The organism is Streptomyces sp. NPDC002125 (genome assembly GCF_053593715.1).
In genome coordinates this window covers 68,331-91,905 of the sequence record NZ_JBSFDD010000024.1, presented here as the reverse complement: position 1 = coordinate 91,905, position 23,575 = coordinate 68,331, and the positions used below count along the sequence as shown (strand labels likewise).

General features: G+C 72.0%; 21 protein-coding genes and 2 pseudogenes. 16 read left to right on the top strand and 7 right to left on the bottom strand.

The window, feature by feature from the left end; genetic code table 11:
* The first annotated feature begins 140 nt into the window (after positions 1-140).
* The 11 genes and pseudogenes from sbnB to ACWCQM_RS31145 all read left to right on the top strand — a co-directional run bounded on the left by sbnB (position 141) and on the right by ACWCQM_RS31145 (position 10,217).
* Positions 141-1,202 carry a 2,3-diaminopropionate biosynthesis protein SbnB gene (gene sbnB, locus ACWCQM_RS31195; protein WP_450918425.1) on the top strand — a complete coding sequence of 354 codons (1,062 nt, stop codon included), beginning with the start codon at positions 141-143 and terminating at the stop codon, positions 1,200-1,202.
* Between the two features lie 15 nt (positions 1,203-1,217).
* Positions 1,218-2,189 carry a 2,3-diaminopropionate biosynthesis protein SbnA gene (gene sbnA / locus ACWCQM_RS31190; protein ID WP_450918424.1) on the top strand — a complete coding sequence of 324 codons (972 nt, stop codon included), beginning with the start codon at positions 1,218-1,220 and terminating at the stop codon, positions 2,187-2,189.
* A 172-nt stretch (positions 2,190-2,361) separates the two neighbouring features.
* The gene (locus ACWCQM_RS31185; RefSeq protein ID WP_450918423.1) at positions 2,362-3,156 is read left to right on the top strand and encodes an AfsR/SARP family transcriptional regulator; all 795 of its coding nucleotides are present in this window, start codon (positions 2,362-2,364) and stop codon (positions 3,154-3,156) included.
* 651 nt (positions 3,157-3,807) lie between these two features.
* Positions 3,808-3,987, top strand: a pseudogene (locus tag ACWCQM_RS31180) (helix-turn-helix domain-containing protein); the annotation flags it as partial.
* A gap of 129 nt (positions 3,988-4,116) precedes the next feature.
* Positions 4,117-4,782: a LysR substrate-binding domain-containing protein gene (locus ACWCQM_RS31175; RefSeq protein WP_450918463.1), complete on the top strand. Its 666-nt coding sequence runs from the start codon at positions 4,117-4,119 to the stop codon at positions 4,780-4,782.
* A 69-nt stretch (positions 4,783-4,851) separates the two neighbouring features.
* On the top strand, positions 4,852-5,526 hold the full coding sequence (locus tag ACWCQM_RS31170; protein ID WP_450918422.1) for a 4'-phosphopantetheinyl transferase family protein: 675 nt from the start codon (positions 4,852-4,854) through the stop codon (positions 5,524-5,526).
* A gap of 60 nt (positions 5,527-5,586) precedes the next feature.
* Positions 5,587-5,931: an ArsR/SmtB family transcription factor gene (locus ACWCQM_RS31165; protein WP_450918462.1), complete on the top strand. Its 345-nt coding sequence runs from the start codon at positions 5,587-5,589 to the stop codon at positions 5,929-5,931.
* A complete protein-coding gene (locus tag ACWCQM_RS31160) occupies positions 5,928-6,164 on the top strand; it encodes a hypothetical protein (protein WP_073751848.1) in 237 nt (78 codons plus the stop codon). Before ACWCQM_RS31165 ends, ACWCQM_RS31160 begins: the two co-directional genes overlap by 4 nt.
* Entirely contained in the window at positions 6,161-6,889 is a 729-nt protein-coding gene (locus ACWCQM_RS31155; protein ID WP_450918421.1) for a sensor domain-containing protein, read from the top strand. Before ACWCQM_RS31160 ends, ACWCQM_RS31155 begins: the two co-directional genes overlap by 4 nt.
* Positions 6,886-7,677, top strand: a complete 792-nt coding sequence (locus tag ACWCQM_RS31150) for an ABC transporter ATP-binding protein (RefSeq protein WP_450918420.1) — start codon at positions 6,886-6,888, stop codon at positions 7,675-7,677. The genes ACWCQM_RS31155 and ACWCQM_RS31150 overlap by 4 nt, the downstream gene beginning before the upstream one ends.
* Positions 7,677-10,217 carry an FtsX-like permease family protein gene (locus ACWCQM_RS31145; RefSeq protein ID WP_450918419.1) on the top strand — a complete coding sequence of 847 codons (2,541 nt, stop codon included), beginning with the start codon at positions 7,677-7,679 and terminating at the stop codon, positions 10,215-10,217. The genes ACWCQM_RS31150 and ACWCQM_RS31145 overlap by 1 nt, the downstream gene beginning before the upstream one ends.
* A gap of 500 nt (positions 10,218-10,717) precedes the next feature.
* On the opposite strand, the gene ACWCQM_RS31140 is transcribed toward ACWCQM_RS31145, so the two are convergent.
* The 4 genes and pseudogenes from ACWCQM_RS31140 to ACWCQM_RS31125 form a co-directional block, all read right to left on the bottom strand.
* Positions 10,718-11,665 (bottom strand): ATP-binding cassette domain-containing protein, encoded by a 948-nt coding sequence (locus tag ACWCQM_RS31140; protein WP_450918418.1) that lies wholly within the window; start codon positions 11,663-11,665, stop codon positions 10,718-10,720.
* 93 nt (positions 11,666-11,758) lie between these two features.
* Positions 11,759-12,610 carry an ABC transporter permease gene (locus tag ACWCQM_RS31135; protein WP_450918417.1) on the bottom strand — a complete coding sequence of 284 codons (852 nt, stop codon included), beginning with the start codon at positions 12,608-12,610 and terminating at the stop codon, positions 11,759-11,761.
* Positions 12,607-13,239, bottom strand: a complete 633-nt coding sequence (locus ACWCQM_RS31130; RefSeq protein ID WP_450918416.1) for a thioesterase domain-containing protein — start codon at positions 13,237-13,239, stop codon at positions 12,607-12,609. The genes ACWCQM_RS31135 and ACWCQM_RS31130 overlap by 4 nt, the downstream gene beginning before the upstream one ends.
* Before the next feature lie 257 nt (positions 13,240-13,496).
* Positions 13,497-14,024, bottom strand: a pseudogene (locus ACWCQM_RS31125) (anthranilate synthase component I family protein); the annotation flags it as partial.
* Between the two features lie 198 nt (positions 14,025-14,222).
* Here ACWCQM_RS31125 and ACWCQM_RS31120 point away from each other — a divergent pair.
* Positions 14,223-15,584, top strand: a complete 1,362-nt coding sequence (locus tag ACWCQM_RS31120; RefSeq protein ID WP_450918415.1) for a class II 3-deoxy-7-phosphoheptulonate synthase — start codon at positions 14,223-14,225, stop codon at positions 15,582-15,584.
* Here the strand turns inward: ACWCQM_RS31120 and ACWCQM_RS31115 are convergent.
* The 3 genes from ACWCQM_RS31115 to ACWCQM_RS31105 form a co-directional block, all read right to left on the bottom strand.
* Positions 15,496-16,254, bottom strand: coding sequence for a thioesterase II family protein (locus tag ACWCQM_RS31115; RefSeq protein WP_450918414.1), 759 nt, complete (start codon positions 16,252-16,254; stop codon positions 15,496-15,498). The two genes, ACWCQM_RS31120 and ACWCQM_RS31115, sit on opposite strands and share 89 nt — an antisense overlap.
* Before the next feature lie 153 nt (positions 16,255-16,407).
* Complete coding sequence (locus tag ACWCQM_RS31110) at positions 16,408-17,427, bottom strand: hemolysin family protein (protein WP_450918413.1); 1,020 nt, start codon at positions 17,425-17,427, stop codon at positions 16,408-16,410.
* Complete coding sequence (locus tag ACWCQM_RS31105) at positions 17,424-18,761, bottom strand: hemolysin family protein (RefSeq protein WP_450918412.1); 1,338 nt, start codon at positions 18,759-18,761, stop codon at positions 17,424-17,426. The genes ACWCQM_RS31110 and ACWCQM_RS31105 overlap by 4 nt, the downstream gene beginning before the upstream one ends.
* A gap of 432 nt (positions 18,762-19,193) precedes the next feature.
* Between ACWCQM_RS31105 and ACWCQM_RS31100 the strand changes: the two genes are divergently transcribed.
* The 4 genes from ACWCQM_RS31100 (at position 19,194) to ACWCQM_RS31085 (ending at position 23,553) form a co-directional block, all read left to right on the top strand.
* Positions 19,194-20,306 carry an ABC transporter substrate-binding protein gene (locus ACWCQM_RS31100; protein ID WP_450918411.1) on the top strand — a complete coding sequence of 371 codons (1,113 nt, stop codon included), beginning with the start codon at positions 19,194-19,196 and terminating at the stop codon, positions 20,304-20,306.
* A 63-nt stretch (positions 20,307-20,369) separates the two neighbouring features.
* Positions 20,370-21,143, top strand: a complete 774-nt coding sequence (locus ACWCQM_RS31095) for an IclR family transcriptional regulator (RefSeq protein ID WP_450918410.1) — start codon at positions 20,370-20,372, stop codon at positions 21,141-21,143.
* Between the two features lie 173 nt (positions 21,144-21,316).
* Complete coding sequence (locus ACWCQM_RS31090) at positions 21,317-22,249, top strand: PDR/VanB family oxidoreductase (RefSeq protein WP_450918461.1); 933 nt, start codon at positions 21,317-21,319, stop codon at positions 22,247-22,249.
* An 86-nt stretch (positions 22,250-22,335) separates the two neighbouring features.
* Complete coding sequence (locus tag ACWCQM_RS31085; protein WP_450918409.1) at positions 22,336-23,553, top strand: cytochrome P450; 1,218 nt, start codon at positions 22,336-22,338, stop codon at positions 23,551-23,553.
* Positions 23,554-23,575: the final 22 nt, after the last annotated feature.

Here is a 23,575-nt window from a genome sequence, read left to right as displayed (position 1 = left end):
GCTGTCGGGCGAATAGGTGTCAGCCCTGTGTCAGCGGGATTCGGCAACATTGCCGCGCGAATGGCGATGGGCGTCGGGAGAGTGGCGCTCCATCGTGCGGGTGACCACCGGGCCACCGCCCTACTTCAATGGAGTTGTGCATGACACAGCAAGTCCATGTACCGCCGTTCGCCGTGATTCCCGGAGTGCAGGTGCACCGCGTCCTGGCGGGCCAGGAGCAGAGCACCGTCGAACTGGTCGAGAAGGCCTACCGGTTGCACGGCGAGGGGGAGACGGTCAACCCGCCGTCCTACTTCCTGCGCTTTCCCGACCGTCCGACCTCGCGGATCATCGCGCTGCCCGCGTCCATCGGGGGCGATACCAGGGTCGAGGGCCTGAAGTGGATCTCGAGCTTCCCGGAGAACGTGGAGTCCGGCGTTCCGCGGGCCTCGGCGGTCCTGGTCCTCAACGACTACAGCACGGGGTACCCCTTCGCGTGTCTGGAGAGCTCCATCATCAGCGCCGCGCGGACCGCGGCCTCAGCGTCCCTCGCCGCGGACCGGCTCACCCGTGAGCGGGGCCGCCCGAGGCGCGTCGGCTTCATCGGCACCGGACTGATCGCCCGGCACATCCACACCTATCTCGCGGGCACCGGCTGGGGGTTCGACGAGATCGGGGTGCACGATCTCTCGTCCGACCACGCGGTCTCCTTCAGTGCCTACCTGGAGCAGGCCGGGTCCGGGGCGCGGATCACCGTGCACGAGAAGGCCGAGGACCTGGTCCGCGCGTCGGACCTGCTGGTACTCGCCACCGTGGCGCCGGCGCCCCATATCGTGGAACCGGAGTGGTTCGGGCACCACCCGGTCGTCCTGAACGTCTCCCTGCGCGACCTCGGCCCGGAGGTTCTGCTCGCCGCCTCCAACGTCGTGGACGACATCGACCACGTACTCAAGGCGGACACCTCGCCGCACCTGGTCGAACAGCTCACCGGCAACCGTGACTTCATCGACGGCACGCTGTACGACGTGCTGACGGGCGAGGTGACCCCGCCGGCCGGCCGCACCGTGATCTTCTCCCCGTTCGGTCTGGGCGTGCTGGACCTGGCCGTGGGCAAGCACGTGTACGACATGGTCCGGGAGCGTGGGGAGCTGTCCGTGGTGGACGGCTTCTTTCACGAGGTCGACCGGTACGGCCGCTCGGACGCGGCCGCACCCTGTGGCTGAGACGGAGTGGTCGCCGTGCCCGTGATCTCCGCGCCGGATGACTTCCACGTGGAGGATCTGTACGTGGATCTGCGGCCCACCTTCGACGTTCCGCTCTTCCTCAAGTGCGAGGGATTCAACTTCGCCGGGTCGATCAAGCTGAAGGCCGCCGCGTCCATGGTGGCCGAGGCCGAGGCGCGAGGGGAACTGACCCGGGACTCGGTCATCGTGGAGTCCTCCTCGGGAAACCTGGGAGTGGCGCTCAGCATGATCGCCGCCGCCAGGGGATACAGCTTCCTGTGCATCACGGACACCCGCTGCAACCTCGTCACCCGGCAGCTCATGGAGGCCATGGGGGCACAGGTGCACGTGGTGACCGAACCGCATCTCACCACGGGATTCCTCGGGGCGCGCCTGGACCTGGTGCGGGAGCTCTGCGCCTCCGACAGCCGGTACTTCTGGCCGAACCAGCACGCCAATCCCTACAACTGGATGGCCCACTACCGCACGACGGCGCCCTCCATCGCCAAGGCCTTCCCCGAGCTCGACGTCCTGTTCGTCGGGGCGGGCACGACAGGGACCCTGATGGGGTGCGCGCGCTACTTCAGGGAGGAGGGGCTCCCCGTCACCGTCGTGGCGGTGGACTCGATCGGTTCCGTGAGCTTCGGCGGTCCGGCGGGGCCCCGCATGATCCCGGGGCTCGGCGCGGGTGTGCGGCCTCCCATCCTCGACGAGTCGTACGTCGACGACGTGGTGCACGTGGCGGAGACCGACGCCGTCCGCGATGTGCACCGACTGGCCGCCGGCGGCTTCCTGTTCGGCGGCTCGACGGGCACCGTCATCTCCGGCGCCGTCCGCTGGCTGCGCCGGTACCGGGACGGCGAGTCCGTCACCGCCGTCGCGATCTCACCGGACCTCGGTGAGCGCTACCTCGATTCCGTCTACAGGCCCGGCTGGGTGGCGGACGTCTACGGCGATCAGCCGCAGGTGCACGAGCCGAGCCGCTGACCACCGCCCCCGGATCGGACGCCGGGCCGCTCCCTCCCCCGGGCGGCCCGGCGTCCTGCGTGGAGGGGGTATACCGCGGGACCGCGTAAGTATGTGCCGCATGGTATTTCCCCCCGAGGGGTGAACCCGGCCAGAATTGTGACCGGTTCCGATGGCGACGGGGGTAATGGCTGTGGAGATCAACGTCCTGGGCTCACTGTGCATTTCGTGGGAGGGCAGACGGACGACGCCCGTTTCGCAGAGAGCGAGTGTCGTCCTCAGCCTGCTCGCCCTGACGCCGGGGGCGCCGGTCTCGTTCGATCAGATTGTGGACGAGCTGTGGGCCGGCCGTTCGATGGTGAATGCCCGGAACGCGTTGCAGGCCAACGTGGTTCGTCTCCGTAGAATCCTCAAGGACATCACCGGGTTGGGCGGCGAGCAACTGGTCCGTACCGTGGGGAGTGGATATCTACTTGATGTCGCCCCTGGTGTGATTGATGCGCATCGGTTTGCGGAAATGGCTGATAAAGGCGGTGCACTGGTCCGGAGCGATCCGCGCGCCGCGGTGGCCGAACTGGAAGCGGCGCTCGCCCTCTGGCGGGGTCCCGCGCTGCTCGACGCGGCCGATGGCCTGCGCTGTCGTGCGCAGGCCGCACATCTGGAGGAGCGCAGGGTCAGCGCGTACGAGGATCTGGTCGCGGCCAAGCTGGCCGACGACGCGGAGCGGGTGTCCCTGGCCGAACTGCGTCAGTTCGCCGCCGACCATTCGGAGCGCGAACGGCTCAGTGAACTGCTGATGCTCGCGCTCTACCGCGACGGGAGGCAGGCCGAGGCGCTGGAGGTCTTCCACGGTGCGCGCCGCCGTCTGGCCGACGATCTGGGGCTGGAGCCCGGTCGCGCCCTGTACTCCGCCTACCAGGCGATACTTGCCCAGGACGAGGAGCTCGGAGAGCCGCGCAGGGCGTTGGCCTATTCGGTGCCGGCCTGACGGGCGGCCTCGGTGGAGGCGCTGGGGCGGCCGTCCGGACCGGTCGCGGCCCGGCGCGGGGCGCGCGGGCCCGGGGTCTTCGTGGCAGGTGCCATGGCGTGGCCGGATCACGGCAGGCGGGCGGCGTGCGGGTCCGGCCCGGCCCCGCTGAGGCCAGGATGGCCGAAGACCGCCTCACCGGTCAGGAGGCGCCGTACCCCGGCGCACCTTGCGGTGCGGCCCGTCCGGGCCCCTTCGGACGTGCCGGCGGCCGCAGGTGACGGCGCCGGTGGATGGCCGGAACCGGAATGTGCCGCTCAATCGGGAGCGGCTGCCGGCCCGGACCTCCGGGCCCGTGCGGAGCCCCGGGGTGACGGCCTGCCTGGTCGGAGGGGGGCGGGGGCCGGGCGCGGGGTGCTGGTCGCGCTGCGGCCGGACGCTTCCGGAGTGCTGTTCACCTCTGATCGTTGAGCGATAAACCGTGCGGGGCCTTCCTGTGAACTGTCCGGTAGTTGTGAAGCGCGTAATGGGGTAAAGCCCGCGGGGCCGCTGATCCGCGTAAATGGGTGGTCGGGCCGCCGCCGGGTCGATCGTTCGCTGTTAGCGTGTGGACCGCCTCCCGAGGGAGCTGCCTTTTCCTATGCTATACGCGCTTCAGTTCATGGGGGAATTGTGGACGTGGAACCTCGGCATGCCAGAATACTGACCGTAATAAACAGAATGGGCAGCATTTCTAAAGCTGCGTCCGAGCTCAACCTTCCACAGTCGAGCTTGACGGCACAATTACGCAGGATAGAGAAGGCCCTGGGGGGCCAGATCTTTGTGCGTTCGGTTCATGGCGTCGCACTCACGAAGCGCGGTGAGCGGCTGATTCCCCTGCTTGCCGAACTCGTTCAGCAGGCCGATCTGGTCATTGTGGAGGCGGCCTCGCACGCAAGCGAGGTATTCCGGTTCGGGAGTGCCGAATGGACGCCGCCCTCCTTGCTGGACGCACTGCGCTCCTCGCTGTCCGCGCCGGAGGTGCAGACCGAGACCCTCAGTCCCGACGCGGCGGTGGACGCGGTCCGTCGCGGCGCGCTCACCGTGGCGATGGTCCCCGGGGTCGCGCTCGACCGGGCGTCCGACGTGGCGGAACTGCCCCTCGATTCGGCGCTCATCGCCCGCGAGCCGGTCTGGCTCGCCCTTCCGCAGGGGCATCCGCTGTCCGCCGGCGACGCGGTGCGGCCCGCGGACCTCTCGGCGCTGAACTGGGTGTGCTACGCCCGCGACCACTGGTTCCACACCATCGAGAACAGGATGTTCGCCCGGTTCGAACCGGCGCGACCCGAGGTGCTGCACTACGCCGACGGCCATCACGAGGCGATGAACTGGGTGAGGGACGCGGGTGCCGCCGCCCTCACCACGCCCACCGGTGCCACCTCCGACGTCTCGCTGGTGCCGCTCCGCGACACCGAGAGCTCCGAGATGCTCGTGGTCTGGCGCCGCGGTTCGGTCGCCCGCGCCACGCTGCAGCGACTGGTCCAGGCGGTGCGCCAGTACTACGCGGAGTACGCCCGGAGCATTCCGCGGTACTGGGCCTGGATACGTGAACATCCGGACGACTTCAAGGAACTGGGCATGTTCCTGAAACCGGCGCCCGGAATCTGACGACGGCTCCCGCGCCGGGGCGGCCCGCACGTCAGCGCGCCGTCAGGCCCCGGCGGCAGTATCGGGCGCGTGAACGACGTGGCACCCTCCCTCCGGCGCATCACCGTGGTCGTCACGGAGACCACGGGGCTGCGTGACGCGCAGGCCAGGAAAAGGGTGCTCGCCCTGACCGCGGCGGAGTTCGGGATCGCGCCGCGGGCGCTGGAGGTGCGTCACGACGGCAGGGGGCGGCCCCTGCCGTACGGGCTCGGAGCCGGCGCGCACATCAGCATCAGCCACGGGCGCGGCCTGGCGGCCGTGGCGGTGACGGGCGTCGCGCCCGTCGGCGTGGACGTCGAGGCGGTCCGCCCCCTGGCCGCCGTGGCCATGGCCCGCCGGTGGTTCGTGCCCGGGGAGGCGGAGTGGCTCGGCGCGCTCCCGGAACACCACCAATGCGCCGCCTACTTCTGGCTCTGGACGCACAAGGAGGCCATGGGCAAGGCGCTCGGCACGGGGCTCGACGGCGGCGGTCTGCTCCGCGCGGTGCCGCTGCCCGCGCAGTGGCCGCCGCCGCCCGCACGGCCACGGCTGCGGTGGGGCGGCGTGCCCTCGTTCCCCGCGCTCGCCGTGGCGGCGCCGAGCCTTGCCACGGCCCTCCTCCCCGCGCCGGCCCAGCTCGCCGTGGCGGTCGCTGGGCCGGAGGGCGATGGCGCGTTCGTCGACGTCCGCATCCGTGACGCGCCCGGTGCTCCGGAGTTCGCTTGACACCCCCTCCTGGACGTGTCAGTTTTGCATTACAGGTGACAGCTGGAGGGGGTGGGTGCTCTGACGACGGAAGAACTCCTCGCGCTCTTCGCTGCGTTGGGGCATACCCAACGGCTCCGGATCATCCGCGAGTTGGCGGGCGGGCGCGTGCATGTGAGCGAGCTGGCCCGACGTCTCGGCCTCTCCAGGCCCCTGCTCTACATGCATCTGCAGAGGCTGGAGGCGGCGGGCCTGATCACGGGCCTGCTGGAGCTGTCCCAGGACGGCAAGGCGCTGAAGTTCTTCGAACTCCAGCCCTTCGACGTCCATGTGACGGTCGATTCCGTGCTCGAGGCCTTCCGTGAGGACGAGGTCCGGGCTGTGACGGCGGCCGATGCCGCAGAAGAGAAGGGACCCCCCACATGACGGGCGGCATCGTCGCCATCCTGATCACGTTCATCGTCGTCGGAGGCGTATCAGGGGCCACCATGGCCTACTTCGCCCTCCAGCGGCACCGGGCCGACGCCGTCGCCATGGCCGGTTTCCGCAAGCTCGCGGAGGAGGCGGTCGCCGAGCAGGAAGCGCTGCGGACGGAGCTCGCCGGACTGAACGGACGTATCGCCGAGGTCGAGAGCCTGCTGCGGAGCGTGGACACATGAGCACCGGCACACGGCAGATCCCCTTCCCCGCGCTGCCCGCCCCCATGGAGCTGCTGCGCTCCTCGCGTCCCTGGATGTCCACCGCGTACCTGGCCAGTTACCTCCTGACCGGGCCCCTGCTGTTCGCCTTCACCACCGTGGTCGTCGTCGTGAGCTTCGTCCTGAGCCTTCTGGTCTTCGGGGTTCCCCTGCTCATCGGCGCGGCAGCCGTGGTACGCGGGTGCGCGCACATCGAGCGCGCGCGCACGGGCATGGTCGCCGAGCCGGTGACGGCCGACCACCGCACGGTGGCCGAGCCCGGCATTCTCAACGGCGTCCGGACACGGTGGACCGATCCCGCGGTGCTCCGTGACCTCGCCTATCTCACCGCCCTGTTCGTGCCGCTGCTGCTGCTCGACGCCGTGGCTCTGGCGGTGTGGCTGACCAACCTCGCGGTGGTTCTGGTCCCCGCCTGGTACTGGGCGGTGCCCGGGGGAGGCGCACTCGGCGCCCTGGGCGTGGACGACCTGCCGAGCGCGCTGGTGGCCATGGTCGTGGCCTGCGCGCTCGTACCGCTGACCTGTTACGCCGTCACCGGGGCGGCGAGTCTGCACCGCACAGTGGCCCGCACGGTGCTCGGCCGCCCGGCCGACCCGCTGGCCGAGGCACGCCGCGTCCTGGCGAGCCCCGGCCCACTCACTCGCTCCGGACCGGACCGGACCGCCACCACACAAGGGGAATTATGAGTACGCCACCGTCCGCGGCCCGCACCGACGAGGTCGTGCGGCTCACCGGGGTCAGTCGCACCTACGGGACCGAACGCACGCTCGTGCGCGCACTCGACGACGTCACCATCGGATTCCGGCGCGGCACCTTCACCGCCGTGATGGGACCTTCCGGTTCGGGGAAGACCACCCTGCTGCAGTGCGCCGCCGGACTCGACCGGCCCACCGCGGGCTCCGTACAGATCGACGGCCAGGAGCTCACGAAACTGGGGGAGAAGGAGCTGACCCTGCTCCGCCGGGACCGTATCGGCTTCATTTTCCAGGCGTTCAACCTCCTGCCCGCCCTGACGGTCGCCGACAACGTGGCCCTGCCGCTCCGGCTGGCCGGCCGCAAACCGGAGCGAGGCGCCGTGCTCCAGGCCCTGGAGCGGGTGGGACTCGCGGCCCGCGCGTCGCACCGCCCCGGTGAACTCTCCGGCGGCCAGCAGCAGCGCGTCGCCATCGCCCGCGCGCTGATCGCCCGGCCCGCCGTGCTCTTCGGCGACGAGCCCACGGGCGCCCTCGACACCCGTACGGCGCTCCAGGTGCTGCGGCTGCTGAGGGACGCCGTGCACCACGAGGGACAGACCGCCGTGGTGGTCACCCACGACCCCGTGGCCGCCTCGCACGCCGACCGCACGGTCTTCCTGGCCGACGGCGGCGTCGTCGACGAGCTGTACGGGGCGTCCGCGGACACCATCGCCGAGCGCATGACGCACCTCGGCGCCTGGGGAGACCGCTTCTCGGACTTCGCGGAAGGGGCCGTGTGATGTTCGGCCTGGCCCTGCAGTCCCTGAAATTCCAGAAGGGGCGCTTCCTGGCGTCCTTCGTCGCCCTGTTCTTCGGCGCGCTGATCCTGATGGCGTGCGGCGCGCTCATGGAGACCGGTATCCGCAGCGCGGTGCCGCCCCAGCGGCTCGCCGCCGCCCCCCTCGTGGTCACCGGCGACCAGTCGTTCGACCACGACGTGCTTCCCGAGCGGGTCCGTCTCGACGTCGCCGACGTCGGGACCGTGCGCGCCGTGGAGGGTGTGGAACGCGCCCTGCCCGACGTCACGTTCCCCGTCAGCGCGCTGCGTGACGGTACGGACTCCGCCGACGGCGGCACCCTGCACGGGCACGGCTGGTCCAGCGCGGCCCTCCTCGCGTCGGACCCCGCGTCCGGGCGCGAGCCCACCGGCGCCGGGCAGGTGGCCCTCGACGAGGACACCGCGCGGCGGCTGGGTGCCGAGCAGGGTGACAGGCTGCGGTTCGCCGTGGCGGGCGGCTCCCGCGAGTTCACGGTGAGCGGGACCGTCCGGCCGGTGCAAGGCGCCGCGGGCGCGGTGTACTTCGCCGACGACGAGGCCCGGCGTCTGATGGGCAGGCCGGACCAGGTCGACTCCATCGCCGTCGTACCCGCGAAGGGCACCTCCCCCGCCGTACTCGCGGAACGGATCGGCAAGGCCCTCGACGGCAGTCCCGCCGTCACGCTGACCGGGGACGCGCGCGGCAAGGCGGAGTTCCCCCAGGCACTCGCGGCCTCGACCCGGCTGATCTCGCTGTCCGCCGTCTTCGGCGGCATCGCCGTCATGGTCGCCGTCTTCGTCGTCGGCTCGACCCTGGCGCTGCTGGTGCAGCAGCGCCTGCGCGAGATGGCCCTGCTGCGCGCCGTGGGCACCCTGCCCGGGCAGCTGCGCCGGATGATCGTCGGCGAGACGCTGGTGATCGCCGTCGTCGCGGTGGCGCTCGCCCTGTTCCCGGGCCGCTACGCGGGCGGCTGGATGCTGGACCGGCTGGCCGGGGGCGGCGTCGTCGCCCCGGAGATCGCCTTCCGGGCCGGCTGGGTCCCCATGATCGTCGCGGCCGGGACCTCGCTGGTCTCGGCGGTCGCCGCGGCGTTCATCGCCTCCCGGCGCGCCGCGAAGGCCCGGCCCGCCGACGCGCTGGCCGAAGCGGGCCTGCAGCGCCGCTGGCTGAGCGGGAGCAGGCTGGTCTTCGCGCTGCTGTGCTTCGTCGGCGGGGGTGTGCTCGCCATGGTGACCGCCCTGGTCATGGAGGGGACGGTGGCCGCGAGCACGGCGGGCCCGGCCGCGCTGCTCTGGGCCGGCGGGTTCGCCCTCATCAGCCCGGGGCTCACCCGCGTGTTCACGGCGGTCCTGCAGTGGCCGCTGCGCGCGTTCACCGGGTTCGCGGGCAGTCTCGCCCTGAACAACGCGAAGGTACGGCGCATCAGGGTCGCCGGGGCCGTCACCCCGGTGATGCTGGCCACCGGACTCGCCACCGCCCTGATCTACCTCCAGACCTCGCAGGCCCAGGCCACGGAGGAGGCGGCACGCGAACTCGTCTCCGCGGACGCCGTGATCACCTCGACGACCGGCGGCTTCGCACCGGACCTGGTGGACACGATCGCCAAGTCACCGGGTGTCGACGGGGCCTCCGCCTACCTCCCCGGCACCACGTACATCCTCGAACCGCTCAGCGCCGAGGACCGCGCGGAGGGCGAGGACCCGGACAACACCGAGCTCCAGGTGCAGGGAATCAGCGCCGGGGGAGCGGACCGTACACTCGCGGCGCCCGCCGTCGAGGGGTCGTTCGACGCGCTGCGGGGCGACACCGTCGCGCTGCCGACCTCCCTGACCGGTGAGAAGGGCAAGGGAGTCGGAGACACGGTCACGCTGCTGCTCGGGGACGGCGCACAGGTGAAGGCGGAGGTCGTGGCGTCGTACGAGGCGCGCAAGGGCTTCGGCACGGCCTTCCTGCCGGCCGAGCTGATGCTCGCGCACTCCACGACCGGACTCGTGCCGCAGATCCTCGTCTCCGGGGACGACGGCAGCTCCACCGAGCAGGTCGTCTCCCAGGTGAGGAAGGCGACCGAGGGCCTCGCCGGGGTGCAGATCGTGGGCCGGGCCTCCGCCGACGCGGCCGACGACGGTGCCACGAGTGCCTGGATCAACTACATGCTCGCCGGGACCATCGTCGGCTACGCGGTGATCTCCCTGGTCAACACCTTGGTGATCTCGGCTTCCGAACGCCGCAGGGAGTTCGCGCTCCAGCGTCTGGTCGGCGCCACGAACGGGCAGATCATGCGCATGATGGCCGTCGAGTCCGTCCTCGTCGCCCTGGTGGGCATCGTGCTCGGAACCGCCGTCGCCGTGGCGACGCTGGCACCCTTCGGGATCGCTCTCGGCGGTTCGGGAATGCCCCAGGGCCCGGCCTGGATCTACTTCGTGGTCATCGGACTGGCAGGGCTCCTGACCCTCGCGGCGAGCCTCCTGCCGACGTCGGTGGTGCTGCGGGGAAGGCCGGCCGAGGCGGTGGCGGTGACCTGACCGGCGCGCGGCAGCGCCGCGGGGCCGTCCCGTTCCGGTCAGGAACGGGACGGCCCCGCGCTGTTCGTACGGTCAGTGGCCCAGCAGTGCGAAGACCTCCGGCCGAGGTGCTCACGCTGGTACCGCCCCTGCCCGGTGAAGACCGTGCCGACGGCCCCCCGGTCACGGTGATGCGGTGGGTCACGGGCCCAGGCGCACAGCATCTCCCCGTCCCGCCGGCTAGATCCAGCACGCGTGTCCCGGGCGGCAGGTGCGGTGCCTGCCCCGGGTCGGCGGGCTTGCCGAGGGCGAACGGGCTGTGGACGCGGTGGCCGCTCTCGCGCACGGTGCGGATGCGTGGAAGATCCACTAGAGGTGTCCCTGGGTGCCGATGAGGTCATGGCGTCTGCGGGGGACAGCCGCTACGCATGGATCAGGGACCCGGAAGGCAAGCCTTCCGGGTCCCTGTCCTGCCGGCTTCCCGAGCCGGGCGCGGCGAGCAGCCGCCGGTCCGGCGCGGGTCAGGTCCTGTCGTGCCCCGTCAGGTCGAGGAACACGTCGTCGAGGGTCGGACGACGCAGGCCGAACTCCCCGACCTCGATCCCCGCGTCCCTCAGGGCCGCCGCCGCTGCCGCGACCCCCTCCATTCCCTCGACGATCTGGACGGTCGCCGCACCGCGCTCCTCGTCGGTGCGGGGCGCGCCCGCCATGACCGGGGCGAGGGCCGAGAGTGCCGCGGGCAGCCGGGCGCGGTCGAGGACCGTGAGGTGCAGCCGGGTGTGACCCGCCTTGCTCTTCAGCTCCTCCGCGGTGCCCTCCGCGATCACCCGGCCGTGGTCGATGACGACGATCAGATCGGCGAGCTGGTCGGCCTCCTCCAGATACTGGGTCGTCAGCAGTACCGTCATCCCCTCGGCGACCAGGTCGCGCACCGCGCCCCACAGCAGGATGCGGCTCGCGGGGTCGAGCCCCGTGGTCGGCTCGTCCAGGAAGAGCACCGAGGGCCGCACGACGAGGCAGCTCGCCAGGTCGAGGCGGCGGCGCATCCCGCCGGAATACCCGCCCGCGGGTTTGTCGCCCGCGTCGGCCAGCCCGTACTCCTCCAGCAGTTCGCCCGCGCGACGGCGTGCGGTGCGCCGGTCCAGATGCAGGAGTCTGCCGATCAGCTCAAGGTTCTGGCGTCCCGTCAGCAGCCCGTCCACTGCGGCGTACTGGCCGGCCAGGCCGATCCTGCGGCGGACCTCGGCGGGCTCCTTCACCACGTCGTGGCCCGCCACCCGGGCGACACCCCCGTCGGGCACCAGAAGCGTGGACAGCACACGCACGGTGGTGGTCTTGCCCGCGCCGTTCGGTCCGAGCAGTCCCAGTACGGTGCCCCGCCGCACGGACAGGTCCAGTCCGTCCAGGGCCTGTGTGTCACCGTGCCGCCTGCGCAGCCCGGTCGCCTCGATCGCTAGCTCCGCGTCCATGCGGGGTGTCTCCTCTGCCGTGGCGGATACGGCGGTGCGCCGGGCACGCGCCGGCCGGTGCTGTCGGGTGGATGCGGCCCCGGGCCGCGTGGATCAGCTGCCCGCCGAGCGGTAGCGGCGCAGGGCCGCCACCACCGAGACCAGCAGCAGCGTGCCGAGGGTCAGCGCGGCGACCGGAAGGGGGTGCTCGGCGGGGAACCCGCTGCCCCGGGCCACGGGATTGCCCCACAGCTCCCGGCAGGACTGGGCCACCGCGCTCACCGGGTTCCACTCGGCGACCGTGCGCAGGCCCGAGGGCAGGTTCTCCGTGGCCAGGAAGGCGCTGGACAGGAACGGCAGCACCGTCACCACCAGCGGGGTGATGGAGCTGATGGTCTCCAGGGAGCGTGAGGCGAGGCCGAACAGCACACCCACCCAGAGCATCACGTACGAGAAGACAGCGAGCACTCCGAAGCCGAGCAGGATCTGCCCGGCGCCGCCGTGCGGCCTCCAGCCGAGCAGCAGCCCGAAGCCGGTGACCACCACGAGGCCGGCCAGCCCCACCAGGAAATCGGCGAGCGTGTGCCCCAGGAGGATGCTGGAACGGGCCACCGGCATGGAGCGGAACCGGTCGATGATGCCGCCCTTGAGGTCGTTGGCCACCGCGATCGCCGTGGGCCCCACGCCGGCGAGGCCGCCCTGCACGGCCGCGCCGGCGAACAGGTACTCCTGGTAGCTCCCCCCGCCCGGGACGACGAGGGACTTCTCCAGCAGGAAGCCGAGGACCAGCATGGTCAGCAGCGGGTTGAGGGTGATGCCCAGGAACCGTCCGGGCGCCCTGCGCAGATGCCGCAGTCTGCGTCCCGCGACCGCGAGCACCTCCGACCCGCCGTGCCGCAGCCGTCCCAGGGGCCCGGAGGCCGCGGGCGGCGCCGCCGGCTCCCGCGCGGTGGTGGTGAGGGTCACGAGGTCCCGCCCTCGCGCAGGGCGGAGGCCATCCGGAGCCGCTGGAACTCCGCCGCGAGGGCCGAGCCGACGAGTGCGAGCGGCTCCGGGTGCATCATGTAGTCGTGACCGCAGGGCACTTGGTGGACGACCACCGGGCCCTCCACGTGCGGCTCCCAGAGCGCGGCCCGCTCGGCGACCTCGGACTCGGAGAGGTTCGCGGACGCCACGAAGAGCTGCATGCGGCCCGTGAAGCCGCGCGGTGTGAACCGGCTCATCAGCCGTCCGTTGTTGCGCATCGTCTCCAGCATGGCCAGCACCTTCTCCTCACCGAGGGCGGCCATCGGGCTCCCGCCCTCGCGGAGCGCCGCGACCACGTCGTCCGGAGTCAGCTCGCGTCCGGCGAACCGCGAGGCGTCCTGGCCGACCAGTTCGATGACCCAGCCGAGCAGGGTCTGGTCGTCGCCCACCTCCTCCTCGGCACCGCGCGGATACGAGTCGAGGTCCGCGAGCAGCGCCACCTCACCCCCGCCCTCCCGGAGGCACACCGCCACCTCGTGCGCGAGGCAGCCGCCGAACGACCAGCCCAGCAGGTGGTACGGGCCCGACGGCTGGATCTCCCGGATGATCTCGGCGTACCGGGCCGCCATCTCCCCGACGCTGCCCGGCAGCGGGGCGAGGAGATGTCACCGACCCTGATGTGTTCGAGGCAGCGCTCCGCCCAGCCCAGGAACGTCCCACGGCTCACACTGTCCCGCACCGAGTGCGGCTCGGGAGCGGCGGGCACCGGGGCGGGAACGGCGTCCGCGGCCTTCGACGCCAGCTCCGCCACCCGCTCCGGGCCGACCCGCCGGTCGCCGAGGAGCGGGCCCGACGCCGTCAGCAACCGCGCCGAGCGGCTGCCGTGGGCGTACCGAACGGTGTCGCGGAACAGGGTGAGGGTCATGTCCGGACCGCGTGCCGGGTCCTCGCGCACCGGCAGCTCCTCCACGTGCCAGACGGCCTCGTAGGCCAGCGAGGTCAGGAACCCGAAGGCGTACTCGGTCCCCGGGACGTCCGTGTCCACGGCGAACAGGTCCTGCGCCGCGGGCAGCAGCCGCCAGATCTCGTCACGGTCCCGCAGCGCCAGCCGCACGGTCCCCGACGACGGCCCCTCAGGGGCCAGCCCGGCCCGCTCGGCCGCCCGCGAGAGCTCCTCCACGAGCCCGGGAGCACCGTCGATCTCGACGTGCCGCGCGAACACCCGTATCTCCGCGACCGGGTTGACACCCACGACGGCCTCCCTGCCCGCAGGGCCCGCCTCGCCGGCGCTCTCCAGCAGGAAGACCTGCTGATCGCCGGCCTCCGCGCACAGCCGCTCGTACAGCTCCAGAGGATCGTGGGGCGGGAGCCCCGCGGTGGTGACCCGGACCTCGACCCGTCGTGCCGTCTCCATGATGAACCCCCTGTGAATCGACTGCCAACGGCCGGAACGCGCACGTTCTCCCGTCTCCGAACTCAGAGAAACAGCAGCCCGTACACCGGTGCCAGACCAATTGGCCGCCCTTTGTGCGGACCACTTCGAAAAACCTTGACCCGGGGCACGGCCGAGCATTCAGCTGGAGTGAAATACCGGCGATGAAAGGCAATCGAGATGAGTAACGCCCCCGCCAGCTCATGGCGTTCCTTTCCAGCGGCCCAGCAGCCGACCTGGCCCCAGGCCGGGGAACTGGGGCGCGTCACGGACGCCCTCGGCACCGCGCCACCCCTGGTCTTCGCCGCCGAATGCGACCTGCTGCGCGACCGGATGGCAGCGGTGGCCCGGGGCGAGGCGCTGATGCTCCAGGGCGGCGACTGCGCGGAGACCTTCGACCGGCTGACGGCCGACGCGATCCACGGGAAGATCAGGACGCTCCTGCAGATGGCGGTGGTGCTGACCCACGCGACCAGTCTGCCCGTGGTGAAGATCGGACGACTGGCCGGACAGTACGCGAAACCGAGATCGAGTCCCGTCGAACGGCGTGACGGCGTGGAACTCCCCTCCTACCGGGGCGACGCGGTCAACGGCATCGACTTCACCCCTGAGTCACGCCGCCCCGACCCCTGGCGGCTCAAGCGGATGTACGAGGCGTCGGCGACCACCCTCAACCTGGTGCGCGCCCTCACCAAGGGAGGATTCGCCGACCTCGGCCAGGTGCACGCGTGGAACAGGGGCTTCGTCGCGAACTCCGGGGCAGGTGCCCGCTACGAGGCGATCGCCGACGAGATCGACCGCAGCATCGCCTTCATGCGGGCCTGCGGCGTGGACACCTCGCAGCTGTCGTCGGCGGAGTTCTTCGTGGGGCACGAGGGCCTGCTCCTCGACTACGAAGCCGCGCTCACCCGGACGGAGGAGGAGACCGGACGCACCTACGCCACCAGCGGCCATCTGCTCTGGATCGGGGAGCGGACGCGCGACATCGACGGCGCCCACGTCGAGTACTTCTCACGGATCGACAACCCCGTCGCCGTCAAGCTCGGCCCCACCGCCACACCCGACTCCGTACTGGCGCTGATGGACCGGCTCGACCCGCTGCGCGAGCCCGGCCGGCTGACGTTCGTGGTGCGCGCGGGTGCGGACCGCGTGCGTGACGTACTGCCGGTCCTGGTGGAGAAGGTACGCGCGGAGGGGGCCCAGGTCTGCTGGGTCAGCGACCCGATGCACGGCAACACCATCACCGCCCCCAGCGGCCACAAGACCCGGAACTTCTCCGCGATCCTCGACGAGGTCCGGGGCTTCGTGGAGGTGCACCGGGCCCTCGGCACCCACCCGGGCGGCGTGCACATGGAGCTCACCGGGGACGACGTCACGGAGTGCGTCGGCGGCGGCAACGCCGTACTCGCCGAGAACCTGCACCACCGCTACGAGACGGCCTGCGACCCCAGGCTCAACCACACCCAGTCGCTGGATCTCGCGTTCCTGCTGGCGGAGATGTACAGGGACCGGACACCCCGCCCGGCGTCCACGACCGGGTGATGATGCCGAACGGCGCCGCGTCCGCGAGGTAGAAATGCCCCCCGGGCACGGTGTGCACGGCGCAACCGGCCCGGGACACCACCCGCCACTGGGCCGCCTGGTCCGCGTCGACCTGAGGGTCGTCCTCGCCGACGAGCACGGTGACCGGGCAGTCGAGCACGGCCGGACCACGGCTGGCGTAGGCGGCCAGCATTCTGAAGTCAGCCTTTATGTACGGCATCACGATTTCCGTGAAAGCGGGATTGTCCAGAAGCGCGGCATCCGTGCCGCCGAGAGCGAGAATCGCGGCTCCGACGGACGCGTCGTCCCATTTGGCCCGCGGGTCCGCTGCGGGAACCATCACATGCGGCGCGCGAGAACCCGAGGCGAAGAAATGTGAGAGCCGGATTCCCGCCCGTCCCAGGGCGAGGGCGGTCTCGAACGCGACCATCGCGCCCATGCTGTGGCCGAAGAACGCGGTCGGCCGGTCGTCCGGGGAGGAGCGGATCTCGTCCGCGATCTCCCCGGCCATGGTCCGCAGATCGTCCGGCGGCGCTTCCGCGATCCGCTCCGCACGACCGGGGTAGCAGACCGTGTACGTCTCGCAGTCGTCGATCCCGGCTCCCCAGCCGCGGAACGCGTACGGCGAACCGCCCGCGTGCGGGAAGCAGATCAACCGCCTCCGGGCCAAGGGCCGATGCTCCACAGAGGAAACCGACACCGTCTCATCGCCCTTCGTCACCCGGCACAGCCACCGGACAGACCTTAGTGTCCCCGCGCTGACGGCGAACTGACATGGCCGGTGGGCGCCCCGGCACGGGCCGGGACGCCCACGCGGACCCGGCTACGCCCCCTGCGGCTGGAGGAAACGGGCCAGCAGGTCGTCCAGGCTCACCATGCCGGTGAGACGCCCCTCGCCGTCCCGGACGACGGCGAGCGAGGCACGGCGCCTGCGCAGCAGTTCGATCGCCTCGGCGACCGTGGCGTCCTGGTCGAGTTCGGGCATGGGCCGCGCCAGTTCGGCGGCGACGGTGGCCCGGCCCTGGGCGCGCGCCACGAGGACGTCACGGGCGTGCACCGACCCGAGGACCTCTCCGTGCCGGTGGACCAGCAGCCGGGTCCGGTCGGTCTCCGCGGCGACGCGCAGGATGTCCTCCGCGTCCGCGGCGCCGTCCACGGCGGAGATGTCGGCGGCCGGGACGCAGAGCTCCCGCACCGGGGTCTCCGGCTCGGTCAGCGAACGGGTCAGCAGCCCGGAGTCCGTCTCGCTGATCAGGCCGAGCCGCTCCGATTCCGCCACCAGGTGGGTCAGCTGCTCCCGGTTGTGCACCGAGGTCAGCTCGTCGCGCGGGGCCACCCGGCACAGTCTCACCAGGGCGTTGCTCATCCGGTTGAGCGCCCAGATCAGGGGGCGCACGACCTTCACGACGCTCCGGAAGGGCGGCGAGAGCAGCATCGCGGACCGCTCGGGATGGGCGATGGCCCAGGACTTGGGCGCCATCTCACCGAGCACCATGTGCAGGAACACCACGACGATCATCGCCACGGCGAACGCGACGCCGTAACTGAGCGCGGTGGGAAGTCCCAGATCACGCAGCAGCGGGTCCAGTTCATGGGAGATCGCCGGCTTGGACACCGAGCCGAGGCCCAGCGTGCACACCGTGATGCCGAGCTGTGCGCCCGCCAGCATCAGCGACAGCTCGCGCATGCCCGCCAGCGCCGCCTTGGCGCCTCGCTGCCCCTCGGCCACGGCCTTCTCCATGCGGTGCCGCTTGGCGGCGACCAGCGCGAACTCGGCCGCCACGAAGAATCCGCTGCCGACCAGCAGCAGCACGGTGACGAAGACCGCCATCGGGAAACTCATGCCCGCTCCTCCGGCTGCTCGGCCAGTCGCTCGATCCGGATGCGGTCCGGCACGTGCCGGTCGAGGGCGCGTACGTCGACGGCCGCGACCGCGCCGTCGGAGAGCACCACCGTGAGGTGGTCACCGATGGCCGGAAAACGTCCCAGCCGGTCGATGATCAGGCCGGCCACGGTCTCGTAGTCCTCGTCGGCGGGCAGTTCGATCCCGGTGATCTCGGCGACCTCGTCCAGGCGGCGCCCGGCGTCCACGATCCAGCCGCCGCCGTCGGGGACCGCGACCTCCTTGACCGTGTCCGACTCGTCGGCGATGTCGCCCACCAGCTCCTCGGCGATGTCCTCGTAGGTGACCACACCGGCGACACCGCCGTGCTCGTCCAGGACCACGGCGAACTCGTCGTCCCGCTCCCGCATCCGCGCCACGGCGCCCGGCAGGGGCAGGGTGTCCGGCAGCAGCAGCGCCCCACGGGCCACCGTGCCCGCGGTGGCCCCGGCGAGCCGGCCGGCCGGCAGGCCCATCAGCTCCCGCACGCCCAGCACCCCCGCGACATCGTCGGGGTGGTCGCCGAGGACCGGGTAGTTGGAGTGGCCGTACGTGCCGATCAGGCCGATCGCCTCGGCGGCCGTGGCGTCCCTGCGTACGAAGACGGCGTCGGCGCGCGGCACCATCACGGCGTGCAGCGTCCGCTCGGAGAACTCCAGGGCGTGGTCCAGGAGTTCGGCCGTGCCGCGTGGCAGCTGCCCCTGCTCGTGGGACTCGCCGATCAGATGGCCGAGCTCCTCCAGGGTGGCCCCGTGGTGGAGCTCCTCGACGGGCTCGATGCCGACCTTCCGCAGCAGCCTGTTCGCCGCCCCGTCGAAGATCCGCACGACCGGGCCGACCACCTTGAGGTAGGCCAGCGTGGAACCGGCCAGTGCCTTCGCCAGTCGCTCCGGGACGGCGATGGCGAGATTCTTCGGTGCCAGCTCGCCGAGCACCATCTGCACCACGGTGGCCAGCACGAACGCGAGCACCACGGAGATGCCGCTCACGGCACCGTCGGGGATGCCGAGGCCGGACAGCGCGGGCCTGAGCAGCGCGGAGACGGACGGCTCGGCGATGAAGCCGACGACCAGTCCGGTCACGGTGATGCCGAGCTGGGCGCCCGACAGCATGAACGACAGCCGGCTCAGCACGCTCAGCGCGCGGGCGGCCTTCCTGTCGCCGCGCTCGGCCTCGCGGGCGAGCGCGAGCCGGTCGGCGGAGACGTAGGCGAACTCCTGGGCGACGAAGTAGCCCGTGCCCGCGGTGAGCACGAAGACGGACAGCACCCCCAGCCAGGCCTGCGCGGCACTCATCGGACACCACCCCGCCGCGTGCCGTGCTCAGGAAGTGCTGGGCGGGATGGTCGGGGACTGTGTCCCGAGGGGTCCGTCGATCTGGCGGACAAGTGAGGGCTCCTCATCTAGGCGTGCATATACAAAACGGTGCGGACCGAAACAGGGTTCCCGGCCATCGCGCCGAGCGTGTCGCGGTTGGTCCGGGCAACTCTATTCTTCTACGCGCTTGTAGAAAACAGCGTGCGCCCCGGTGGCCGGCCCGCTCACCTGCACCGATGGTGCCGGTCCTGCTCGCCGTGGAGCCGGAGGCGTGGCCGCACGGTCTGTCCCACCTCGTCGGCCCCGGCCCCGGCGCCGCCCGGAAACCCGGCTCGGCTACTCTCTGCGCCACTGACGTTCACGCCGCGATCCGGGCGGAAGCCAGGACCGCCACCCGGGAGACGCCGACGCATGAATACGCCGCCCTCCGCCCCCATGACGGGCCGGACCGACGAACCGCCCGTCCGGATCGGTGCTCTCGTTCCGCTGAGCCGGCCCGGCTGGTCCGAGGCGGGCCGGCACCTGCTCGCCGGACTCGAGCTGGCCGTGGACGAGGTCGGCGGAGCCGGGGGGATCGCCGGCAGGCCGCTCGAACTGCTGGTCAGGGACACCGCCGCCGATCCGCAGCGAGCCGTGGCGGCCGTGGACGAACTGGCCGGCCTGGGCGTGGCCGCTCTGGCGGGGGAGTACCACAGCGTCGTCGCCCGCGCCGCCGCTGCCAGGGCCGACGCCCTCGGCCTGCCGTTCCTCTGCTCGTCGGCTGTGCTCGACGCGCTCACCGACCGGCCGACGGACTGGGTCGCGCGCCTCCCTCCGCCGCAGTCCCAGGGCTGGCGCGTGTACGCGGACTTCCTCATCGGCGAGGGCCACAGCCGAACAGCCGTGGCGGCCGTGCCGAACGTCTACTGGGCGTCCGGGACCCGCGTGCTGCGTGAGCACCTCGCCGCACGCGGCGGCACCCTCGTCGAGTTCGACATGCGCACGCTCGATCCCTCCCGGCTGTGCGACGCACTCGTCGCCGACCGCGCGACGGCCCTCCTCCTCCTGATCGGCGACACGGAGTCCGCGGTGTCCGTCGTCAGGTCCGTCCGGAGCGACGCGCGACTCGCGGGTGTCCTGATCGGCGCCCCCGCCGGGCAGCCCGAGTTCGCCGGATGGGCGGCGGCGCTGGGCGACGACGGCACCGCGATCCCGTTCCTGCGCTACCTCCCCGGACAACTCGGCCCCCTCGGCGCCCGCGTGGGAGCGGCCCTCCGTGAACGGCTGGGCGAGGAGCCCTCCTTCGTCGCCTTCGAGGGCTACGACACGGTTACCGTGCTCGCCGGTCTGCTGCGGTCCCACGGCGCGGACCGGGCGCGCATCGCCGAGTCCTGGCCGGGCGTCGACGTCGAAGGCACGCGGGGGCGCATCCGGTTCTCCCGTACGCCGCACGGCACGGTCTGGCAGTGCTCAGGGGTACCGGTCCAGGTCGTGGACCGGGATCCGGCGGCCCCGGACCGCTTCCGCATCCGCCACACCGGCTGACGGCCGCTCCTCCCGGCTGACGGCCGCCCCCCTGACACCCTCCCCGACACCGGAACTGACCGTATGAAGGCACCCCACCAGGAGTCGGTTCTCTCCCGGGCGGCCCGCATCCTGGAGGCCTTCAGCCAGGACGAGCCGGCCCTGACCGTCTCCGAGATCGCCCGCCGGACCGGGCTGCACGTGGCGACCGCCTCACGGCTCGTCGCCGAACTCGTCGCGCACGGATTCCTGAGCCGGGACGAGGACCGCGGGGTGCGGATCGGCGTACGGCTCTGGGAGCTCGTCACACGGGCCTCGCCGACCCTGTCGCTGCGCGACTCCGCGATGCCGTTCATGGAGGGCGTGCACGACATCGTCGGTCACCATGTGCAGCTCAGTGTCCTCGACGGCGACGACGTCCTGTTCCTCGAACGGCTGTCGGCCCCCGACGCGGTGATCAACTACACCCGGATCGCCGGACGGCTGCCCCTGCACGCCTCGTCGAGCGGTCTGGTCCTCCTGGCCCACGGCTCCGCCGGCCTCAAGGAACGCGTCCTGGCGGGCCCGCTGAGCAGCTACACGCCCGCGACCCCGGCCACGCCCGCACGGCTGCGCGCGGAGCTGGCCGAGGTCCGGCAGCGGGGATACGCGTACTGCCCGGGGTATGTCCACGCCGAGGCCCTGGGCATCGCCGCCCCCGTGCGCGGGGCCGACGGCACCCTGGTGGCCGCGCTGTCGGTCATCGTCCCCGACGGGGCGGGTGCGCAGGCGCTCGTCCCGATCGTGCGGACGGCCGCGCGGGGCATCTCCCGCGCGCTCGGCGCCGGGAAGGCCCCGGGCGGTCCGGCCGGCAGATGAAGGCCGTGCGACAGACGTGTGACATCCGTACGAAGCCGGTCTCTCACTGAGTGAGAATGCGGTCGCGGTGTGACCGGGGCCACGCGCATCCTTCCTGCAATCCAGGAACGGGAGGCGACGACGTGGTCGTACACAACGTGTTCTCAGCCCCGCAACAGGCTTCATCCACGGTGATGCTGGAGGTCCGCTCCAAGGAGGCCGTCGCCGACGACGTCGTGTCGCTGGCCCTCGGCCATCCGGCCGGGGCGCGGCTGCCGGACTGGACGCCCGGCTCGCACATCGACCTGGTGCTGCCCGACGGGACGACCCGGCAGTACTCGCTCTGTGGCGACCGGTGGGACCCGTACACCTATCGCGTGGCCGTTCTGCGTGAGCCCGCGGGCCGGGGCGGGTCCGCCTATGTGCACGACCGGCTGGCGCCGGGTGACACGGTCGGTGTCGGCGGGCCCCGCAACCACTTCCCGCTCGTGCCCTCCGACCGCTATCTGTTCATCGCGGGCGGGATCGGCATCACCCCGCTGCTGCCCATGATCCGCCAGGCCGGGATGGCCGGTGCCGACTGGCAGTTGCTGTACGGCGGACGCAGCCGCTCGTCGATGGCGTTCCGGGACGAACTGGCGCGTGACCACGGCGACCGCGTGCACCTCGTCCCGCAGGACGAGTGCGGCCTGCTCGACCTGACCGCGTGGCTGAGCCGCCCGGCCGCCCGGACCAAGGTCTACTGCTGCGGGCCGGGCCCCCTGCTCGCCGCCGTCGAGGCGGCGTGCGCCGGCCTGCCGCGCCACAGTCTGCGTACCGAGCGCTTCACCGCAGCGGCCAGGACCGGGCCCGTGCGGGGCACACCGTTCGAGGTGGAGCTGCGCCGCAGCGGCAGGAAGGTGACCGTCACCCCCGACATCTCCGTGCTGCAGGCGCTGCGGCAGGCGGGGGCCGACGTGCTGACCTCCTGCGAGCAGGGCACCTGCGGCACGTGTCTCACCCCCGTGGTGGAGGGCACGCCCGACCACCGGGACTCCGTCCTGGCGGACCACGAACGGGACGCCAACGACTGCATGCTCCCCTGCGTGTCCCGCTGCCGCTCGGACCGCCTGGTCCTGGACCTCTGAGCCACGCCACACCCCGGGTCCGAGCCGAGCCGGCCGAGCCCGCCCCCAGCCGCCCCCGCCCCGAGCCGCTATCCGCTGGAGCCGCCATGACCGGAACAACGGCTGCCGCCGTTCTCCCGCCCACCAGTGACGCCGACCCCTTCGACGCCGCACACCTCGAACACCCCGAACCCCTGCACCGGGCGCTGCGCGAGGCCGGCCCCGTCGTCCACCTGTCCCGTTACGACGTCCACGCCCTGGCCCGCTACGACGAGGTGCACACCGCACTGGTCGACTGGCAGCGCTTCCAGTCCGCCGCGGGCGTCGGTCTCGCCAACTTCCGCCACGAGAAGCCCTGGCGGACGCCGAGCCTGCTCCTGGAGGCCGATCCGCCGCACCACGACGCGCCCCGCCGGGTCCTGCGCGAGATCCTCGCCCCGCCCGCGCTGCGCCGACTGCGCGACACCTGGTCATCGGTCGCCGAGGGCCTCGTCGACTCCGTACTGGCCGAGCGGGGAGCGGAGTTCGACGCCCTGGAGGCGCTGGCCGCGGCGTTTCCGCTGCGGGTCTTCCCCGACGCCGTCGGCCTCGGCCCCGACGGCCGCGAGAACCTCCTGCCGTACGGGAACATGGCCTTCAACGCCTTCGGCCCGCGCAACGACCTCGTGAAGGCCGACGCGGACCGGGTGGCGGAGCTGTCGGCCTGGGTGAACGACCGGTGTGCCCGAGAGGCGCTGGGCGACGAGGGGTTCGGCGCCCGTATCTGGGCCGCCGCCGACCGGGGCGACCTCACCCATGAGCAGGCACCCCTGGTCGTACGCTCCCTTCTCACCGCCGGCGTCGACACCACGGTCCACGGCCTGGCCGCGACCCTGTACGCCTTCGCCACCCACCCCGAGCAGTGGCGACTGCTCCGGGAGCGCCCGGAACTGGCCCGGGTGGCCTTCGACGAGGCGGTGCGCTGGCAGTCGCCGGTGCAGACGTTCTTCCGCACCGCGACCACGGACGTCACCATCGCGGGCACCACCGTCCCCGAGGGCGGCAAGATCCTCATGTTCCTCGGTGCGGCCAACCGTGACCCGGCCCGCTGGCAGGACCCCGACCGCTTCGACCTCACCCGCGACCCCTCGGGCCATGTCGGCTTCGGCATGGGCATCCACCAGTGTGTCGGCCAGCACGTCGCCCGGCTGGAGGCCGAGACCCTCCTGACCGCGCTCGCCCGCCGCGTCGACCACCTCGAACTCGCCGGGGAACCGCGCCGCCACCTGAACAACACCCTGCGCTCCTGGGCGTCGCTTCCCGTACGCGTACGCCGCGCACGGTGACCCGCGCTCGTGCCCCGCGCAC

Excerpts from the sequence above, each read along its gene's own strand:
- ACWCQM_RS31105 (WP_450918412.1), bottom strand. The coding sequence starts at position 18,761 with ATGAGTGCCGCGCAGGCCTGGCTGGGGGTGCTGTCCGTCTTCGTGCTC.
- ACWCQM_RS31140 (WP_450918418.1), bottom strand. The coding sequence starts at position 11,665 with ATGGACGCGGAGCTAGCGATCGAGGCGACCGGGCTGCGCAGGCGGCAC.
- ACWCQM_RS31110 (WP_450918413.1), bottom strand. The coding sequence starts at position 17,427 with ATGAGTTTCCCGATGGCGGTCTTCGTCACCGTGCTGCTGCTGGTCGGC.
- ACWCQM_RS31120 (WP_450918415.1), top strand. The coding sequence starts at position 14,223 with ATGAGTAACGCCCCCGCCAGCTCATGGCGTTCCTTTCCAGCGGCCCAG.
- ACWCQM_RS31100 (WP_450918411.1), top strand. The coding sequence starts at position 19,194 with ATGAATACGCCGCCCTCCGCCCCCATGACGGGCCGGACCGACGAACCG.
- ACWCQM_RS31095 (WP_450918410.1), top strand. The coding sequence starts at position 20,370 with ATGAAGGCACCCCACCAGGAGTCGGTTCTCTCCCGGGCGGCCCGCATC.
- ACWCQM_RS31155 (WP_450918421.1), top strand. The coding sequence starts at position 6,161 with ATGAGCACCGGCACACGGCAGATCCCCTTCCCCGCGCTGCCCGCCCCC.
- ACWCQM_RS31130 (WP_450918416.1), bottom strand. The coding sequence starts at position 13,239 with ATGGCGGCCCGGTACGCCGAGATCATCCGGGAGATCCAGCCGTCGGGC.
- ACWCQM_RS31160 (WP_073751848.1), top strand. The coding sequence starts at position 5,928 with ATGACGGGCGGCATCGTCGCCATCCTGATCACGTTCATCGTCGTCGGA.
- ACWCQM_RS31150 (WP_450918420.1), top strand. The coding sequence starts at position 6,886 with ATGAGTACGCCACCGTCCGCGGCCCGCACCGACGAGGTCGTGCGGCTC.
- ACWCQM_RS31090 (WP_450918461.1), top strand. The coding sequence starts at position 21,317 with ATGCTGGAGGTCCGCTCCAAGGAGGCCGTCGCCGACGACGTCGTGTCG.
- ACWCQM_RS31145 (WP_450918419.1), top strand. The coding sequence starts at position 7,677 with ATGTTCGGCCTGGCCCTGCAGTCCCTGAAATTCCAGAAGGGGCGCTTC.
- ACWCQM_RS31085 (WP_450918409.1), top strand. The coding sequence starts at position 22,336 with ATGACCGGAACAACGGCTGCCGCCGTTCTCCCGCCCACCAGTGACGCC.
- sbnB (WP_450918425.1), top strand. The coding sequence starts at position 141 with ATGACACAGCAAGTCCATGTACCGCCGTTCGCCGTGATTCCCGGAGTG.